Origin of the sequence: Pantoea sp. QMID4, assembly GCF_030270445.1 — a bacterium.
GTDB lineage: Bacteria > Pseudomonadota > Gammaproteobacteria > Enterobacterales > Enterobacteriaceae > Pantoea > Pantoea vagans.
Map to the genome: position 1 here is coordinate 583996 of NZ_BSXL01000001.1, position 17699 is coordinate 601694.

The 17699-nt window shown below is 56.6% G+C and carries 13 protein-coding genes, 1 tRNA gene and 1 pseudogene; 10 read left to right on the top strand and 5 right to left on the bottom strand.

Going from position 1 to position 17699, the window contains the following annotated elements; all coding sequences use genetic code 11:
• Positions 1-8: 8 nt before the first annotated feature.
• Positions 9-2294, top strand: coding sequence for a molybdopterin-dependent oxidoreductase (locus tag QSK07_RS02565; RefSeq protein ID WP_285720362.1), 2286 nt, complete (start codon positions 9-11; stop codon positions 2292-2294).
• A 4-nt stretch (positions 2295-2298) separates the two neighbouring features.
• Here QSK07_RS02565 and QSK07_RS02570 read toward each other — a convergent pair whose 3' ends face one another.
• Genes QSK07_RS02570 through QSK07_RS02580 form a run of 3 tightly spaced genes read right to left on the bottom strand, consistent with a single transcriptional unit; the run spans position 2299 to position 5296 of the window.
• Positions 2299-3603, bottom strand: a complete 1305-nt coding sequence (locus QSK07_RS02570; protein ID WP_285720363.1) for an MmgE/PrpD family protein — start codon at positions 3601-3603, stop codon at positions 2299-2301.
• Positions 3600-4754 (bottom strand): amidohydrolase, encoded by a 1155-nt coding sequence (locus tag QSK07_RS02575; protein ID WP_285720364.1) that lies wholly within the window; start codon positions 4752-4754, stop codon positions 3600-3602. The genes QSK07_RS02570 and QSK07_RS02575 overlap by 4 nt, the downstream gene beginning before the upstream one ends.
• The gene (locus tag QSK07_RS02580; RefSeq protein ID WP_275220742.1) at positions 4754-5296 is read right to left on the bottom strand and encodes a GNAT family N-acetyltransferase; all 543 of its coding nucleotides are present in this window, start codon (positions 5294-5296) and stop codon (positions 4754-4756) included. The genes QSK07_RS02575 and QSK07_RS02580 overlap by 1 nt, the downstream gene beginning before the upstream one ends.
• Before the next feature lie 256 nt (positions 5297-5552).
• Here QSK07_RS02580 and QSK07_RS02585 point away from each other — a divergent pair, with 256 nt between their 5' ends.
• From QSK07_RS02585 to QSK07_RS02595, 3 genes and pseudogenes are all read left to right on the top strand, one after another.
• Positions 5553-6623 carry an iron-containing alcohol dehydrogenase family protein gene (locus QSK07_RS02585; RefSeq protein ID WP_285720365.1) on the top strand — a complete coding sequence of 357 codons (1071 nt, stop codon included), beginning with the start codon at positions 5553-5555 and terminating at the stop codon, positions 6621-6623.
• 45 nt (positions 6624-6668) lie between these two features.
• Entirely contained in the window at positions 6669-7970 is a 1302-nt protein-coding gene (locus QSK07_RS02590; protein ID WP_285720366.1) for an LLM class flavin-dependent oxidoreductase, read from the top strand.
• A 287-nt stretch (positions 7971-8257) separates the two neighbouring features.
• Positions 8258-8347, top strand: a pseudogene (locus QSK07_RS02595) (transcriptional regulator); the annotation flags it as partial.
• Between the two features lie 89 nt (positions 8348-8436).
• Here the strand turns inward: QSK07_RS02595 and QSK07_RS02600 are convergent.
• A tRNA-Asn gene (locus QSK07_RS02600) sits at positions 8437-8512 on the bottom strand.
• A 505-nt stretch (positions 8513-9017) separates the two neighbouring features.
• Here QSK07_RS02600 and QSK07_RS02605 point away from each other — a divergent pair.
• Genes QSK07_RS02605 through QSK07_RS02615 form a run of 3 tightly spaced genes read left to right on the top strand, consistent with a single transcriptional unit; the run spans position 9018 to position 12507 of the window.
• Positions 9018-9941, top strand: a complete 924-nt coding sequence (locus QSK07_RS02605) for a sugar ABC transporter substrate-binding protein (protein WP_098052920.1) — start codon at positions 9018-9020, stop codon at positions 9939-9941.
• 32 nt (positions 9942-9973) lie between these two features.
• Positions 9974-11458: a sugar ABC transporter ATP-binding protein gene (locus QSK07_RS02610; protein ID WP_098052921.1), complete on the top strand. Its 1485-nt coding sequence runs from the start codon at positions 9974-9976 to the stop codon at positions 11456-11458.
• Between the two features lie 23 nt (positions 11459-11481).
• On the top strand, positions 11482-12507 hold the full coding sequence (locus tag QSK07_RS02615) for an ABC transporter permease (RefSeq protein WP_179291192.1): 1026 nt from the start codon (positions 11482-11484) through the stop codon (positions 12505-12507).
• A 95-nt stretch (positions 12508-12602) separates the two neighbouring features.
• Here QSK07_RS02615 and QSK07_RS02620 read toward each other — a convergent pair whose 3' ends face one another.
• Complete coding sequence (locus tag QSK07_RS02620; protein ID WP_285720367.1) at positions 12603-12779, bottom strand: hypothetical protein; 177 nt, start codon at positions 12777-12779, stop codon at positions 12603-12605.
• A 180-nt stretch (positions 12780-12959) separates the two neighbouring features.
• On the opposite strand from QSK07_RS02620, the gene nac reads away from it, so the two are divergent.
• The 3 genes from nac to QSK07_RS02635 all read left to right on the top strand — a co-directional run bounded on the left by nac (position 12960) and on the right by QSK07_RS02635 (position 17343).
• Entirely contained in the window at positions 12960-13877 is a 918-nt protein-coding gene (gene nac, locus QSK07_RS02625) for a nitrogen assimilation transcriptional regulator NAC (protein WP_098052923.1), read from the top strand.
• Positions 13878-14765: 888 nt separating this feature from the next.
• Positions 14766-15725, top strand: a complete 960-nt coding sequence (cbl, locus tag QSK07_RS02630; protein WP_013358380.1) for an HTH-type transcriptional regulator Cbl — start codon at positions 14766-14768, stop codon at positions 15723-15725.
• A gap of 160 nt (positions 15726-15885) precedes the next feature.
• The gene (locus tag QSK07_RS02635; protein ID WP_098052925.1) at positions 15886-17343 is read left to right on the top strand and encodes an NAD-dependent succinate-semialdehyde dehydrogenase; all 1458 of its coding nucleotides are present in this window, start codon (positions 15886-15888) and stop codon (positions 17341-17343) included.
• Positions 17344-17699 lie beyond the last annotated feature (356 nt).

The following is a 17699-nucleotide window of genomic DNA, read 5'->3' on the forward strand; positions in this document are numbered from 1 at the left end:
GAATCAGCATGACCCAGAAACCGGTAATGCACAGCGCCCACTGGGGCGCTTTTTACGTCCAGCACAGGGACGATCAACTGCTGATTGAGCCGTTCCACCGCGATCCTGATCCCAGCCCGCTGTTGCAAAACTTCCTTCATTCACTCAATCATCCGGCGCGTGTCGCGCAGCCGATGATACGGCGTGGCTGGCTGGAAAACGGGCCAGGCCCGGATCAGCGTCGTGGTGCTGATGAGTATGTCGCGGTCAGCTGGGAAGAGGCCAGTCAGCGGGTGGCGCAGGAACTCAAGCGGGTTGGTGAAGCATACGGCCCGGAAGGCATCTTTGGCGGATCGTACGGCTGGTCAAGCGCAGGCCGTTTTCATCATGCGCAAAGCCAGGTGCACCGATTTCTGAACACCACGCTGGGCGGCTATGTCCGTTCGGTCAACAGCTACAGTTCCGGCGCGGCATCTGTCCTGCTGCCACACATTGTCGGTGACATGAACGAGATCGCCCGACGCGGCGTGAGCTGGGAGGAAATCGCCGCGCACAGCGAGGTGGTGCTGGCGTTTGGCGGCCTGGCGCTGAAAAATGCGCAGGTGGCCAGCGGCGGCCTGAGCGAACACACCGAGCGCGGTTTTATGCAGCGAGCGGCACAGCGCGGTACACGGTTTATCTCAGTGAGCCCGCTGAAAAGCGATCTGCCTGAAGAGGCGCAGGGCGAGTGGCTGGCGCTGCGGCCCGGCACGGATGCGGCGTTTATGCTGGGTCTGCTGGCGGTGCTGATTGCGGAAGCGTTAACCGATGAGGCGTTTCTGGCGCGTTACTGTATCGGCTGGCCGCAGATGGTGGCTTATATTCGCGGTGAAGAGGATGGCGTAGTCCGTGACGCGCACTGGGCCGCTGGGATCTGCGGCGTCAGCAGCGATCTGATCGGTCAGTTTGCACGGCAGTTGCACGGTAAGCGGGTGCTGGTGACCGTGGCTCATGCTTTGCAGCGTGCCGAGCATGGCGAACAGCCGGTGTGGCTCGGCCTGGTGCTGGCGGCGGCGCTCGGACAGCCAGGGCTGCCCGGCGGTGGATATACTTATGCACTGGGTGCGCTGGGCCATTATGGCAAGCATCATAATCTGGTCAGCTTTCCGGCCCTGCCGCAGGGCAAAAATGGCATTGACCGCTTTATTCCGGTGGCGCGTATCGCCGACATGCTGCTCAATCCCGGCACAAAGTTTGACTACAATGGCCGCCAGCTGACCTATCCCCATATCCGTCTGGCTTATTGGGCGGGAGGCAATCCGTTTCACCATCATCAGGATCTGGCGCGGCTGCGTCAGGCTTTCTGCCAGCTGGATACGCTGATCGTGCATGAAAGCGCCTGGACCGCCACGGCGCGTCATGCGGATATTGTCCTGCCCGCCACCATGACCCTGGAACGTGAGGATATCGGCGGTGCGCCGACCGATCGCCATTTAATCGCCATGCAGCCGGTGGCTGCGCCTTACGCCGAAGCCCGGGATGATTATACGATTTTTCGTGACCTGGCCCGGCGGCTGGGCAGGGAAGTGGCATTCAGCGAAGGGCGTGATGCGCGTGGCTGGTTGCAGCATCTTTACGGCCAGCTGCAGGAAAAACTGGCCGCTCATCAGGTGCAGACACCCGATTTCAGTCAGTTCTGGCAGCAGAGCGTGCTGGAGTTGCCGCAGTTGAAGGAGGGTGGCCGGATGATCAATGCGTTCCGCACCGACCCCGACGCCGCGCCACTGCCGACGCCAAACGGAAAAATTGAGATTTTCTCCGCCACTATCGCCAGCTTTGGCTATGAAAATTGTCCCGGCCATCCGGTATGGCGTGAACCTCAGCAAAAACCCAGCGCCGACTATCCGTTCTGGCTGATTGCCAATCAGCCCGCAACGCGTCTGCACAGCCAGCTCGATTTTGGTGATTACAGCCAGCGCAGCAAGCGAGGCGGGCGCGAAGTCTGTAGCCTGAACAGGGACGATGCGGCAGCGCAGGCGATCACGGATGGCGACATCATCGAACTTTTTAATGCGCGCGGCCATGTCCTCGCCAGCGCGCGTCTCACTGATACCATCATGCCTGGCGTGGTTCAGCTGCCAACCGGTGCCTGGTACGACCCGGTCGAGCCTGCTGCCGCCAGTCCGTTGTGCCGCCACGGTAATCCCAATGTGCTGACCATGGATATCGGCACCTCCTCGCTGGCGCAGGGCTGCAGCGGCCAGATTACGGTGGTGCAGGTGCGGAAATTTGCCGGTGAGGTTACGCCGGTTCAGGCTTTCGTTCCGCCGTGTTAAGCCACTATCGGATCAGCGCCCCGGTCAGCCTCTGCAACTCTGCCGCAGAATGCAGCGCAGTGGCTGCAAGCAGTTCTGGCGACGCGTCACCCAGCGCCTGATGAAGCTTACTGCTCACATTCACGCCCTCCGCCAGCGATTGCTGGCGTGTACGGCGCTGATGCAGCGCTGTGCCATCCGCGAGCGTCAGCGTAACGACGTGAAAGCGCAGAGCGGGATTGAGCGCATCGGGCGGCGCACGCTGATCCGGCGTCCGTCGCACACGGGCGGCCAGCGGCATAACCTGATGATTGAGATCGCCTTCCGCAAAATCCTGCAGGCGCAGATCGCCATAAATCAGCATGGCGGCAATCACATATTCCAGGCTGAAGCGCGCTTCAATACCGTTAACCGGCACGCGTATTGAGGCGGCGATGTCACCGCCTGGCGGAAAGGCGACGGTGATATCAACAATCTGGCTCAGCAGCGCATCCAGCGGTTTACCTGCCGCCAGCCACTGCTGGCGCAGGATGCGGGCCGCTTCTGCCGCACTATGAGTACCGGCGCAGGTCGGGAAGGGTTTGAATTCCAGTCCCGGCGTGCTGATCCGCCACGGGCTGCCCCAGTTTTCCAGCAATTTCTCCGGCTGTGCCTGGTCCGCGCTACTGGCGGCAACAAAGGCTTCAATGACCCCCTGCTGGCGGCCATCGATTCCGGCCAGGGTCAGCTGAGCCGCTGTCACGGCCCGTTCGGCGGCAAAGCCCGCATGCAGTGGTTTTACCGCCGAACCAAACTGTGCACGTAAACCGCTGGCCTGGGTCGCCGCAATGCCCAGCAGGGTGGCGGTGTCATCACTCTTTATCCCCAGCAGACGCGCCAGCGCTGCCGCCGCCGCAAGGGTCCCCAGCGTCGCCGTGTTGTGATAGCCCAGTGCATAATGTTGCTGGCTGACCGCCAGCCCCAGACGACCGGCCATCTCTACCCCAATGACGTAAGCATCCAGAAACTGCTCCAGGCTTTTGGGCTGATACCGTTGCCAGGCGAAAAGCGCGGGCAGGATCACCACGCTGGGATGCCCGCGAAAATCGGCATGAAAGTCGTCGTAGTCCAGCGCATGTCCTGCATAGGCCAGCAGCAGCGTCTGTGAACGCACGCTGCCGTCACTGTAAAGGGTGCGCAGAGCTGGTAAGCCGCTATCCGGTACGGTGCCCTGCAGCACCGGCCAGCTCACCGCCAGAAAATCCCGGATGCCTTCGCGCGCGTGGTCACGTGCCGGGGCATCCGGCTGGCCGTACAGGATCGCTTCAGCCAGCGCAGCAGTCAGGCTCATTGTGGCCGCTCCGGAGAAAGGAGTGCCGCCTGTGCCAGGTCGGCCAGATAGCGCGCCGTTGGCAGCAGCACCTCATCATTAATGCGAAAAGCAGGGTGATGCAGTGCATAGGGTTCACCGGTGCCCACCATCATAAAGGCACCAGGCAACTGTTGCTGATAGAAGGAAAAATCTTCACCAATCGGACTTGCCTCGACCACGCGTGCTTCGAATCCGCTGCTTTCTGCCTGCTGCAAAGCAAAGTCCGCCCAGTGCGCATCATTTACTACCGATGGCGGCCCGGCGTGCCATGTAAAGCTCACCTGCGCATCAAAGGCTGCAGCGATGCCCGCTACAATCGCCCGGAAGCGCTGCTCAAGACGCTGGCGGGTGGATGATGAAAACGAGCGCACTGTGCCCTCCAGCCAGGCGCTGTCCGGGATGACGTTCCAGGTGCTGCCGCTGTGGATCTGAGTGATAGAGACCACGGCGTTATCGGCGGAGGGGGCATTGCGGCTAATTAGCGTCTGCGCCGCCGAGACAATCTGTGCCGCGATGACAATCGGATCGTTGCCCTGATCGGGTTTGGCGGCATGGCTGCCGATACCGGTAATCGCAATGTTAAAACGGTCGACGGCGGCAGTCAGCGGCCCGGCTTTGGAACCGATGACGCCAGCAGGCAGCGAAGGATCGTTGTGGATACCGAAAATCGCCAGCGCGTCAGTTAATGCGCCGCTGGCAATCACTTCTGGCGCGCCCTGGCCGGTCTCTTCTGCGGCCTGAAACAGAATCCGTACCCGGCCTGGCAGGCTCGCTTCCTGCTGCTTTAACAGGATCGCCGCGCCGAGTGCCGCTGCGCTGTGAAAATCATGACCGCAGGCGTGCATCACGCCCGGACGCTGCGAGCGATAGCTGACGCCAGACTGCTCTTCAATCGGCAGCGCGTCGATATCGGCCCGCAGCACAATCAGCGGCCCGGCTGACGCCCCAGTCTCCGCCACCAGGCCGGTTTTCAGCGGCAGATCGAGAATACGTATCTGATGGTGTTCCAGTTGCTCGCGCAGTCGGCGCGTGGTCTCAAACTCCTGATTCGACAGCTCCGGGAACTGGTGCAATTCGTGACGGAAGGCAATCAGCGGTTCGCCTAATGTCGTGGGGATAGTGATGCTCATTATGGGTTTCCTTGCGCTGCTGTCTGGCGGCTCAGCCAGGCATCGTGTGCCACCGGGTCCAGTACTTTCTTCATATAGAGGGTGATATGACCCTTACCGAGGTCGCGGGTATGCATTGGCTTGAAGCCGCGCTTCAGGTACATCGCCTGCAGCCAGGGGTGACTGGTGGCCGTTCCCAGCGACACCGCAGGAGCACGCAGCTGATCGATCAGAATCGCCTGTTCGACCCGTTCCAGCACCTGACGACCAAACTGCTGGCCGGGATAGTCAGGGTGCGCACCGAACCAGCCAATATGCGGCAGACCAAACGGGCCGGGCAGCGGCCCCCAGGGATAGCGGACGGTCACTGACGAGACCATCTTCTCATCAGCATAAAGCGCATACACCCCGTGGCTCTGCAGGTGGCGCAGGGCCACAGCGCGGTCTGCGGTGGCGGCATCAAATTTAATGCCCAGCGCTTTCACCGGCGCATAGGCCGCATGCATCAGCGCCAGATAAACATCTGTTTCGTCTTCTCTGACCTGACGAAAATCGAGTTGCATATTATTTCCCGGAACACTGCCTGATCAGCAGTTAGTTAATTCAGACAGAGGGGCAGGTTAACAGTAAAAAGCCGGGGAGCTATATGTGAAAAATAACTAACCTCATGCAGATTTGTGAATAAACAATGGCCGGTTTTCAATTGCTTAAATTGCTGGTTGTCGTAGTATTTAAAAAAAGAAATAACACTACCCTCTCGTTAATAAATGAATGTAATTAAAGCCTTTTTGGCCTAATTCTTATAATCAGGATGTTGCTGTGTTAGCGATTACTTCTCCGCGAGCCTATGCACATGAGGCGGGCCTGCGTGCACGCGTCGGTGAGTTTATTAAACCTTACGCCAGCCATATCCGGATATTGACCTCGCCGCACGCCTGGCAGGCGGTTAATCCGGAATTAAGCCAGAGTCTTGAGGCATCGGGCATTCACTGGCAACGGGACTATTTAGCGGGTGAATGTACTGAAGAGGCGATTGCCCGCGTAAAACAGCAAACCGAACAGCAGGGCGCAGAGTTGCTGCTGGCGATTGGCGGTGGACGGGTGCTGGATGCCGCCAAAGCCGCCGCCAGCCAGTTACCGGCACTGACGCTGGTTAACTTTGCTACTCAGGCAGCGACCTGTGCCGCCTGGTCACCGCTTGCAATCATCTATAACGAAGCGGGCGGGCATCTGCGCAGCCAGCCTCTGGGAAAAATGCCGGAATTGTTGCTGGTGGACAGTGAGGTCATTGCCCGGAGCGACGTGCGCTTTCTGAAAGCGGGCATTGTGGATGCGCTGGCAAAATATTACGAATTCCGCCCTTACCAGCGGCATAATCCCGACGATCTGGCACTGGATTTAAAGGTGATGACTGCGCGGCAGGCGGTGGATGTATTTCAGCAATATGGCGAGGCCGCGGTAGCCGCCTGCCAGCAGCAGCGGGTCACACCCGAACTGGTCAAAGTCATCGATGCCAGTATCGTGCTGGCCGGGCTGGCGAACAGCGTGCGCGACGTGCTGCCGACGCCGGGGCTGGCGCATGCCATCCATAATCGTCTGACCCACCAGCCGGAACTTCATTACTGGCTGCATGGTGAAAAAGTGGGCTTCAGCCTGCTGGTGCAGTCGCTGATTGAGCATGGCGGGGAGCCGGATGCAGAACTGCTGGCGCTGCTGCGCTATTACGACATGCCACTAAAGCTTCCTGCGTTGCCGGGCGATCGTGATACCGCGCTGCGTAACATTGCGCAGCAGATTAAATTTCCCAAAGCCTGCGAAGAACGCCTGCCGTTTACCGTCTCTGCCAGCACGCTGCAACAGGCCCTGCTGGCGACCGACACCCTTTTATAAGCGCGCTGCGGCGCGCTTTTTCATCTTTCAGACCAGGAATAGTTTATGAACTCTGCAACTTCACCACGTCGCCTGCGGCTCGGCCTGTTTGTTCAACCTGTGGGTCAGCACGTCAGTGGCTGGCGTCTGACCGACCAACTGGGCGAACCCACCGATATTGACTGGCTTATCGCCCTGGCGAAAAAAGCCGAAGCGGGTAAGTTCGACCTCTTCTTTGTGGGTGATGCCCTGGCAACCAGCATGTATCGTCTGCCGTCCACCATGGCCCGTCTTGAACCCCTGACGATGCTGGCGGCGCTGGCAGTCAATACCCGGCGCATTGGTCTGGCCGCGACCGCCTCCACCACCTTCAGCGATCCCTTTACGCTGGCGCGCAGCTTCTCATCGCTGGATCACATCAGCCGGGGCCGTGCCGCGTGGAACGTGGTTACCTCGTTTTCCACAGACGTTGCGCGTAACTTCAGCCGCAGCGACATGCCCGATCATGCTTCGCGCTACGCCCGTGCGCGTGAGTTCCTCGAGGTAGCCTGTAAACTGTGGGCGGGCTGGGAAGAGGGTGCCGTGCAGCCGGATAAAGCGACAGGAAACTATTTTGTTGATGAAAAGATCCAGCCGATTAATCATCAGGGTGAACATTTTCAGGTGCAGGGTCCACTGAATATTACCCGTTCGCCGCAGGGCCGCCCGGTGATTATCGAAGCGGGTTCTTCGACGGATGGTCAGAAGCTGGCGGCAGAGACGGCGGAAGTGATCTTTACCGCCTCTGCCAGTCTGGAGGAAGCGCAATCCTTTTATCATGCGCAGAAGGCGCAGGTGGTGGCTGCCGGACGCAACCCGGATCAGGTGGTGATCATGCCTGGCGTTATGCCGATTATTGGCCGCACGCGCGAAGAAGCTAAGGCCCTGTGGAAAGAGCTGAATTCGCTGGTGGATATTGAGAATGGGCTGCGGCAGCTCTCACTGCGGTTCAGCATGGATCTCAGTCAGTATCCGCTGGATGGTCCGGTGCCGGAGGTGCCACTGGGCGAAGGGAACCAGAGCCGCGTTAAGCTGATGACCGATATGGCAAAACGTGAAAACCTGACGCTGCGCGAACTGGCCGCCGTTGCCGCCGGTTCACGCGGGCACCGCGTGATTGTCGGTACGGCTGAAGATATCGCCGATGATTTCCAGCTGTGGCTGGAGCAGGGTGGCGCGGATGGCTTTAACATCATGCCCGCCATCATGCCGGAACAGCTCGATCTGTTTGTGGAGCGGGTGATCCCGGAACTGCGCCGTCGCGGGCTGTTTCGTGAGGAGTATGAGTTTGCCACGCTGCGGGAGAATCTGGGGCTGGACGTGATTTAAGAGCCGGGCTCACTCTCATCGCGTAGAATGTTGTCGCCTGTATCGCACGGAGTCTGCCAGAGGATGACGTGCGGTTTACTCAATCAGCACGAAATTTGTATCGTGCCTCACGCTTTACTTAAACCGTTTTGCACATCAATGCCTGCCCGATATAACAGACATTCACTCAACTGACCGCGAGCACACTGAATGTCAGACTACAGGTTCTATTCCAGAGGCAAACAAACCGTTGCATTGAAAAGATCAGACGTAAACCGCGCTTCAGATCTGACAGAGCAGGGGTATACACACTCAAACGCTACGTCGATGCGGCAGGGGGTAAACTGCGGCTGGTAGTAGCGTTGCCGAATGATTCCCACTACGGGTTCGTGGTGTAAGCCTCTGGCGGGAAAACCATGCCACGGTGATTAAAAATCATCAATGCAAAAAGCCCGCTCAGGTTTCCCTGAGCGGGCTTTTCTAATTCTGGCTCCTCTGACTGGACTCGAACCAGTGACATACGGATTAACAGTCCGCCGTTCTACCGACTGAACTACAGAGGAATCGCTTGAACGGGGCGAATATTAACGGCGCTGATCCCGCTTGTCAAAGCCCTGTTTACTGAATTGCGTTCAGATGCTCGTAAAAGCAGCGGATTGGCGGTTTTGGCGCAAATCTGCTGACTTTTCAAACTGCCAACAGGATCTCACTTTACGGGCATTTCTCCGCAGATGTTAGAGGCATGTCAAAGTTTTGTTGTTTGCCGATGTTAAAACAATCGTTTCAGTGCTTTTATGATAAAAATTTCAAAAAGACATTATATGGAACAAATGAACTGCTTATCATCACGGTCGTGATTACCATCCGGAAATGAAATAGCATTTTTAAACTAACTGTCTGCAGATCAAGTGATTGTGAAAAGGAGTGGTCGATCACAAAAATAGTCATAACCTGAAGTCTTACCTAAATTTTCCCGAAACAGACGCCAGACAGGCTGGGTGAATGTAAAAGATATTTTTCATTCGCGGATACAGCCGCTGAGCAAGTTAACAAATAAGAAGGGTCCCTATGAACATTAAAAAAACGATTGTCGCCTCACTGTTAGCCTGCATGTTACCTGCCGCGGTTATGGCAAAAGATATCTCAGTGGGCGTCTCAATGGCGCTGTTTGATGACAACTTCCTGACGATTCTGCGCACTTCCATGCAGAAGGAGATGCAGAAGGATGGCGTTAAAGGCCAGGTTGAGGATGCAAAAGGTGACGTTTCACAGCAGCTTCAGCAGGTTCAGAACTTCATTGGTCAGGGAGTTGATGCCCTGATCGTTAACCCGGTCGACACCAACGCGGTAAAACCGATTATGGATCAGGCGAGCAAAGCGGGCATTCCGCTGATTTTTGTTAACCGCCGTCCAGGAGCTGAACTCACCGGCAAAATGGCCTATGTGGGTTCCGATTCAGAACTGGCCGGGCGGTTACAGATGGAAGCGCTGGCTAAAGCAATGAACGGCAAAGGCAACGTCGCCATTCTGATGGGTGACCTGGCGAATGAATCGACCCGTGACCGTACCAAAGGTGTGGAAGAAGTGGCCGCTAAATATCCTGGCATCAAAATTGTTCAGAAGCAGACCGCCAAATTTACCCGTAACGACGCGGTGGATGTGGTCAGTAACTGGATGACGGCCGGTGATGAAATCAATGCTATCGCGTCGAACAACGATGAAATGGCAATCGGTGCGCTGCAGGCACTGGGTAAAAATCCGAACAAAATCCTGATTGCTGGCGTCGATGGTACACCTGATGCACTGCAGATGCTGAAGCAGGGCAAGATGGTCGCCACCGTATTCCAGGATGCGCAGGGCCAGGGTGAAGGTTCGGTACAGACGGCAATCAAACTGGTGAAAGGCGAGCAAGTCCAGAAAATTATCAACATCCCTTACCAGCTGATTACCAAAGAAAATATGGAACAGTTTACCCAGCGTAACATGAAATAATCGTTCCCGACCCAGCTGTACGGAGGTGATGTATGAACGCGTTTGCGCTTGAAGCCGAAGGCATTAGTAAGTTCTTCCCCGGCGTCAAAGCCCTCGACAACGTGTCGTTGCGGGTGCGTCCGGGAACGGTACATGCCTTGATGGGCGAAAATGGCGCGGGCAAATCCACTTTAATGAAGTGCCTTATCGGGATGTATCGTCCCGATAAGGGCACCATCAAAATTAAAGGGGAGCCGGTGCAGTTTCAGGACACCATGGACGCGTTGCGTTCCGGCATTTCAATGATCCACCAGGAACTCAATCTGGTGCCTTACATGACCGTCGCCGAGAATATCTGGCTCGGCCGTGAGCCGATGAAGTTTGGCTTTGTCGATCATGCCCGACTTAATCAGAAGACGCAGGAACTGCTCAACCGCCTGAATATCCGCCTGAAAGCCGATCGGATGGTGGGCGAGTTGAGCATTGCGTCGCAGCAGATGGTCGAGATTGCCAAAGCGGTCTCCTGGGATTCAGACATCGTCATTATGGATGAGCCGACCTCCGCACTGACGGAAACCGAAGTGGCGCATCTGTTTACCATCATTCGCGATCTGCGCGAGCAGGGCAAAGCAATCATCTATATCAGCCACAAGATGGATGAGATTTTCAACATCACCGATGAAGTCAGTATCTTCCGCGACGGCAGCTGGATCGCCAGCGATCAGACGGCAAAATACACCCGTCAGTCGCTGATCACACAGATGGTAGGGCGCGAGCTGACGCAGTTGTTCCCGAAATTCAACAGCGCTATCGGGGAAGAGGTGCTGACAGTGCGTAACCTCACCTGCAAAGATCGTTTCACCGATGTCAGTTTCAGCGTGCGCCGGGGTGAAATTCTCGGCGTCGCCGGGCTGGTGGGGGCCGGTCGCAGCGAGGTGATGGAGAGCCTGTTCGGCATGGAGAGTTTCGACAGCGGTGAGATCTTAATTGATGGCGTACCGGTGACGATCGACTCGCCCTCAACCGCGATTGAAAAGGGCATGGCGTTCCTGACCGAGGACCGTAAAAAGTCCGGCCTGTTTCTGGTGCTGTCGGTGATGGAAAACATGAGCATCGTCAACATGCCGGAGTACAGCGGCAAAAGCGGTTTTGTCAGTCATGTGAAGATGGCGCAGGACTGCATGGACCAAATCCGTCGGCTCAATATCAAAACGCCGACCATGGATCAGATCATCAATAACCTCAGCGGTGGTAATCAGCAGAAGGTTCTGATTGCCCGCTGGCTGCTGGCACAACCGAAGATTCTGATTCTGGACGAACCGACGCGCGGTATAGACGTTGGTGCAAAAGCGGAGATTTACCGTTTAATCAGTGAACTCGCCAACCGTGGCGTGGCTATCATCATGGTCTCCTCTGAACTGCCGGAAATCCTTGGCATGAGCGACCGGGTGATGGTGATGCACGGCGGGCGTATAACCGGCATCCTCGATAAAGAAGAAGCCGATCAGGAAACCATTCTGTCGTTGGCATCCGAGTGAGGCGCGAGACCACTATGAGCAATATGAAAGCTACTGCTACCCCGGCAGCCCCGCAGCAACCCTCTTTTTTTGCCAGCCTGCGCCATAAACTGCCGAAAGATACCGGCATTTTTGTGGTGATGGTGGGGATTGCATTGATTTTTGAAATGTTCGGCTGGTACGTGCGTGACCAGTCTTTCCTGCTCAACACCAACCGTCTGATCCTGATTGTCCTGCAGGTGGCGATTATCGGGATTATCGCCGTTGGCGTGACTCAGGTCATTATCACCACCGGTATCGATCTCTCGTCCGGTTCCGTCATCGCCCTGGCGGCGGTGGTCGCCGCCAGTCTGGCGCAGACTTCTGACAGCCTGTCGCCGATGTATCCGTCGCTGGTCAATATGCCTGCAGTGATCCCTATCGCCGCCGGTATCGGTGTTGGTCTGCTGGCGGGTGCGGTCAATGGTGTACTGATTACCCGCACCGGGATTCCGCCCTTCATTGCCACGCTGGGCATGATGGTGTCGGCACGCGGTCTGGCGCAGTATTACACCCAGGGTAATCCGATCAGCTTCCTTTCCGATGGCTTTACCTCAATCGGTCAGGGTGCCATGCCGGTCGTGATTTTCCTGGTGGTAGCACTGCTGTTCCACATTGCCCTGAAACATACCCGCTACGGTAAATATGTTTACGCCATCGGCGGCAACATGACCTCGGCGAAAGTCTCCGGTATCAACGTCAATAAGTATCTGATCATCGTCTACACCATTGCCGGCGCGCTCTCTGGCCTGGCGGGTGTGGTACTGGCGGCGCGCGTCAGCAGCGGCCAGTCGAGCATGGGGATGTCCTACGAGCTGGATGCGATTGCCGCAGCCGTTATCGGCGGCAGCAGCCTGATGGGCGGTGTCGGTCGTATCACCGGCACATTAATCGGTGCCGTTATCCTTGGCCTGATCAAAAGCGGATTCACCTTCGTGGGTGTCGATGCCTATATTCAGGACATCATCAAAGGGGTGATCATCGTCGCTGCGGTCTCTATCGACATGCACCGTAACCGTAAAAAACGTTAATCAGCAGGCGTTGCCTTCTTCCGTAACGGGAGAGGGCAACGATTGCTTTTTTGTCTTCAGTAAGCTTCAGCGATAAGAAATCCCGCTGATAGCGGTTACATTTTTGTCTGTTCATTAATGCTTTCCTGTAAGCCCGGCAAGCTTTCATCCGCTGCAATGCGTTTCCATTGCACTAAAACTGTACAGCCCGTCATCATTTTTCTGCACATCTGACTCGCAGCATCTGCACTGCCACAGTGCGCTCGCTCGTGTCCTCCTTTGCTATTACGCATTCCTGATCCTTATTAACCCTTAAGAGGTAATCAGAAACGCTTATTTTCCGGGCCGTTAGGAAAAATCTGGCGGACGGGCGAGGCGCAGGATTTAAACCTGGCCTGCATCTTGCAAAATCTCTGTCATCAGAGCGATGGGCCAGACCCCTTTCGCTATTCAGGGTAAGTGACGGAGGCAAGATGAATTTAAGACGACTGAAATACTTTGTGAAAATCGTCGATATCGGCAGTCTGACGCAGGCAGCGGAAGTGCTGCACATCGCGCAGCCTGCACTCAGTCAGCAGGTGGCAACGCTGGAGAATGAGCTTGATCAGCAACTCCTGATCCGCACTAAGCGCGGCGTCACGCCAACGGAAGCCGGAAAGATTCTTTATGGTCATGCGCGTACTATTCTGCGCCAGTGCGAGCAGGCTCAGACTGCGGTGATCAATGCCGGTCAGGTGCTGAGCGGCCAGGTATCAATTGGTCTGGCACCCGGCACAGCAGCCTCCTCGCTGACCATGCCGCTGCTGCAAACCGTTCGCGATCAGTTCCCTGAAGTACTGGTCTACCTGCACGAAAACAGCGGCAGCATGCTGAATGAGAAAGTGATGAACGGTCAGCTGGACATGGCGGTACTGTACGACCGCGCTCCGACTGCCGGAATCAACAGCATGCCGCTGATGAAAGAAGATCTTTTCCTGGTCGGCGCTACCGACTACCCAGGTGCCAGCGTCGATCTGGCCGATGTGGCGCAGATGAGCCTGTTTTTACCACGCGATTACAGCGCCGTGCGCAAGCGGGTTGATGAGGCATTTTCACTGCGTCGCCTGAGTGCGCGCATTATTGGTGAGATCGAATCAATTTCAACCCTGACCGCAGCCATTTCCAGCGGCATGGGCGTGACCGTATTGCCTGAATCCGCTGCCCGCGCCCTGGTGGGTTCAACTGATGCCTGGATGTCACGCATCAACAGCCCGTCATTGAGTCTGCCTTTGTCGCTGAACATCTCAGCCCGGTTGCCGCTGTCACCTTCAGCACAGGCCGTGAAAAATATCCTGCTGTCGCTGCTGAATAAGCCGCTTAATGAAGAGCGGGAACTGATGTTAGTAGGATAAAGTGGGCGCGCTTTGCAGCGTGCTGAGTCAGAGAAGGTTACGCCCGCCAGGCGGTGGGCAGTTTCAGATTCTCCGTGCAGGCGGACGCGTCAAGGGGCGTACGCCCGCCCCTTAACAATCCCGGCGTCCGGCTGCCTGCGCGCCCCGCTTTGCGGGGTACCCTCGTCACGCCCTGCGGCCGACGGACCGTCCGGACGCGCCATCCCTGGCGCTAACCGTCCTTTCACCGACGTCCTGTCGGCTCATCCTGGCCTCCGGTTGTTCCTCAGCGCTCCGGACGCCTCGGGTAAACCCCCGTCTGTGATTTCTTTGTGTTAATTATGATGCTGTGTTGTCTGCTGAACTGAAAGCCAAAGCCAAAGCCAAAGCCAGTCAAAAAAAACCACAGCGATAAAGTACCCAACACAATAAGAAGAGATAACAGCAGGGGGTCAGGGAGGCCATCTGAACCGCTGAGCGGATGAGGGATTTCAGGACGAGCGGCAGGGATGTCGCGAAGAGGCGCGTCCCGCCGGTCCGTGAGAAATCCGGAAGAAGCGAGGGGACCGCGAAGCGGCGGTGAAGCAGGCCTGAGCCCGGGGTCAAGGGGCGCGGCGACTGGCGCCCCTTGTCGGTCGCCTGCAGAGACGAGTCTCAAACTGCCCAGCTGATCAGGCGAACGAAACCCCTCTCAGCGCCCGTTTGCGCAGCGAACACCCCCGCTTTTGCACATGCAGCCTGCCAGGCGAACGAAACCTTCTCAAGGCCCGTTCGCGCAGCGAACACCTCAGCGCATCAGTGCACCCCTTTATTCCCTAAAGTCATAAAGCTAAATTTTTTAGTATTTCCTGTTATCAATAATAGTTCTTAACATCAGGGAACCAGATTATGTAAAGAGAGGTAAATGTCGTGAATTTCCAGCAGCTTAAAATCATCCGCGAGGCGGCCCGCTGTGAGTTTAACTTAACGGAAGTCGCTAATACGCTGTTTACTTCTCAGTCAGGTGTCAGTCGGCACATTCGTGACCTGGAAGATGAGCTGGGTGTTGAGATTTTTATTCGTCGCGGTAAGCGCCTGCTGGGAATGACCGAACCAGGTAAAGCACTGCTGACGATAGCCGAACGCATCCTTGATGAAGCGGGGAAGGTACGACGTCTGGCTGATGTCTTTACCAATGAAACCAGCGGCATCCTGACTATTGCCACTACCCATACTCAGGCGCGCTATAGCCTGCCGAAAATTATTAAAGCGTTTCGTCAGCTCTATCCCAATGTTCGTCTGGAACTCAATCAGGGATCGCCGCAGGAAATTGTCACCATGCTGCTGGCGGGTGAAGCGGACATCGGCATCGCCAGTGAAATGCTGGTCAATAACAGCAGTCTGGCGGCGTTCCCCTGGTTCAGCTGGCATCATGCGTTGCTGGTGCCGAAAGACCATGAACTGGTGCAGAATCAACCGGTTTCACTGAGCACCCTCAGCCGTTATCCCCTCATTACTTACCGCCAGGGTATCACCGGTCGATCGCGGGTAGACCGTGCCTTCCAGTCGGCGGGTTTAAAACCGGATATCGTGCTTAGCGCCCAGGACTCTGACGTGGTGAAAACTTACGTTAAACTCGGACTGGGTGTCGGGATACTGGCCGATCAGGCGTGCGAAACGGAAGAGAGTGAAGAGCTGGTACGCATCGACGCCACGCATCTGTTTGATGCCAGCACCGTCTGGCTCGGCCTCAAGCGGGGACAGCTGCAGCGCAATTACGTCTGGCAGTTCCTGGAACTCTGCAATGCCAACCTGTCGCTGGAGGAGATCAAACGTCAGGCACTCTCCTACAGTAATGACGATGAACCGGTCATCGACTTCCAGATTTAAAGCGCATGCGCATCCCGCCGGATGCGCGCCCATTTCCGCACAGCATAAAATTTCAAATCCCCGCGAAAAACTCGCTTAGCGACCTTTCTGACCCCGCACAACAACATCCTGCGCTGACCCGGCGCGATAAAGTGGAATCAGCTGACCACAAGGGGATGTTATGTCGCGATTACAACTTAAAGACAGCGATCTGCTGCGCCAACAGGCGCTGTTTGCCGGACGCTGGCAGGATGCACATCAGGGTGCCACGCTGCCGGTTACTAATCCCGCCACGGGCGAAACGCTGGCGACCATACCGGCGCTGGGCCGTGCGGAAACAGAGCAGGCAATAGCCTATGCGGAAACGGTTCGCATCAGCTGGGGAAAAACCACTAACGCCAGCCGTGCCGCACTGCTGGAAAAATGGCATCAGCTGATTATTGAATATGCTGACGACCTGGCGGTCATCATGACCGCTGAGCAGGGCAAACCGCTGGTGGAAGCGAGAGGCGAAGTGCTCTACGGGGCCAGTTTTGTGAAATGGTTCGCGGAAGAGGCGCGCCGTATCTATGGCGACACCATTCCCGCGCCCAGTGACGACCGTCGCATTCTGGTGCTGAAACAGCCGGTAGGCGTTGCCGCTGCCATCACACCCTGGAACTTCCCGATTGCGATGATCACCCGCAAGGTGGCCCCCGCGCTGGCCGCCGGATGCCCGATTATTGTCAAACCCTCTGAATTAACGCCGCTCTCGGCGCTGGCACTCGCGGTGCTGGCAGAGCGTGCCGGTTTCCCGTCGGGTGTGTTACAGGTGCTGACCGGCCTGCCCACGGAGATTGGCGCGGCACTGACTGAAAGCCGCACGGTGCGTAAAATTTCCTTCACCGGCTCGACCCGTATCGGTCAGTTGCTGATGCAGCAGAGCGCCAACAGTATCAAACGTCTGAGCCTGGAGCTGGGCGGCAATGCGCCGCTAATCGTGTTCGATGATGCTGACATTGAGATTGCGGTCGCGGGCGTTATGCTCAGCAAATTCCGCAATGCAGGGCAGACCTGCGTCTGCGCCAACCGCATTCTGGTGCAGCGCAATATCTATCCGCGCTTCACCGCGCGACTGCTGGAGGCGGTCGCCACCCTGAAAGTGGGTGATGGCTTTGCGCCCGACAGCACCATTGGTCCGCTGATCAACTCCCGCGCGGTAGAGAAGGTGAATGGTCACATTGATGATGCGCTCAGCCAGGGTGCCACGCTGCTGACCGGCGGCATCAGCCAGGACAACGGCACCTTTGTTCAGCCTACGGTGCTCGGCGAGGTCACGTCCAGCATGCGCATTGCTCATGAGGAGACATTCGGTCCGGTCGCGCCGCTGTTTATCTTTGATGATGAGGATGAGGCCATCATGATGGCGAATGACACGCCCTACGGCCTGGGTGCCTACTTCTTTACCGAAAATATCCGGCGGGCCTGGCGGGTGGCAGAAGCGCTGGAATTTGGCATGGTTGGCTTTAATACCGGCGCGATTTCTCTTGAAGTGGCCCCCTTTGGTGGTGTGAAACTTTCCGGTATTGGCCGGGAAGGATCCCGCTACGGAATGGATGAATATCTGGAACAGAAAACTTTTCACATTGGCAGTCTGTAATTAAATATGACCTGAACGCCAGCCGGACGATCCGGCTGGCGTTTTTTTTTGCCTGATGCACAGAATTATTTCTGCGGCGTCAAATAATTCTCTTTAAAAAGTAAAGAATTTATCAGGGATGTGAGGCCTGTCGGTAAATCGGTGTGTCACGCGTGCAGAAGTGAGCAGCCTGAGCCGGAATATCCGCTTTGGTGCAATTTCCGTGCAGGTTGCACCAGCAGGGCGCATAAATTTTGTGAAGTAAATCATCTGTTTAATTGTTCGGCAAATCCGCAAAAATTACCCCGGCAATACGGCAGAAAATTTTTTTGCGCTGTTTTAAACGCATTTTTATTTTTTGCCCGGCTGGCATACTT

Coding starts and splice junctions, on each gene's coding strand:
- QSK07_RS02565 (WP_285720362.1), top strand. CDS start 9: ATGACCCAGAAACCGGTAATGCACAGCGCCCACTGGGGCGCTTTTTAC.
- QSK07_RS02570 (WP_285720363.1), bottom strand. CDS start 3,603: ATGAGCCTGACTGCTGCGCTGGCTGAAGCGATCCTGTACGGCCAGCCG.
- QSK07_RS02575 (WP_285720364.1), bottom strand. CDS start 4,754: ATGAGCATCACTATCCCCACGACATTAGGCGAACCGCTGATTGCCTTC.
- QSK07_RS02580 (WP_275220742.1), bottom strand. CDS start 5,296: ATGCAACTCGATTTTCGTCAGGTCAGAGAAGACGAAACAGATGTTTAT.
- QSK07_RS02590 (WP_285720366.1), top strand. CDS start 6,669: ATGAACTCTGCAACTTCACCACGTCGCCTGCGGCTCGGCCTGTTTGTT.
- QSK07_RS02605 (WP_098052920.1), top strand. CDS start 9,018: ATGAACATTAAAAAAACGATTGTCGCCTCACTGTTAGCCTGCATGTTA.
- QSK07_RS02610 (WP_098052921.1), top strand. CDS start 9,974: ATGAACGCGTTTGCGCTTGAAGCCGAAGGCATTAGTAAGTTCTTCCCC.
- QSK07_RS02615 (WP_179291192.1), top strand. CDS start 11,482: ATGAAAGCTACTGCTACCCCGGCAGCCCCGCAGCAACCCTCTTTTTTT.
- QSK07_RS02620 (WP_285720367.1), bottom strand. CDS start 12,779: ATGCGTAATAGCAAAGGAGGACACGAGCGAGCGCACTGTGGCAGTGCA.
- nac (WP_098052923.1), top strand. CDS start 12,960: ATGAATTTAAGACGACTGAAATACTTTGTGAAAATCGTCGATATCGGC.
- QSK07_RS02635 (WP_098052925.1), top strand. CDS start 15,886: ATGTCGCGATTACAACTTAAAGACAGCGATCTGCTGCGCCAACAGGCG.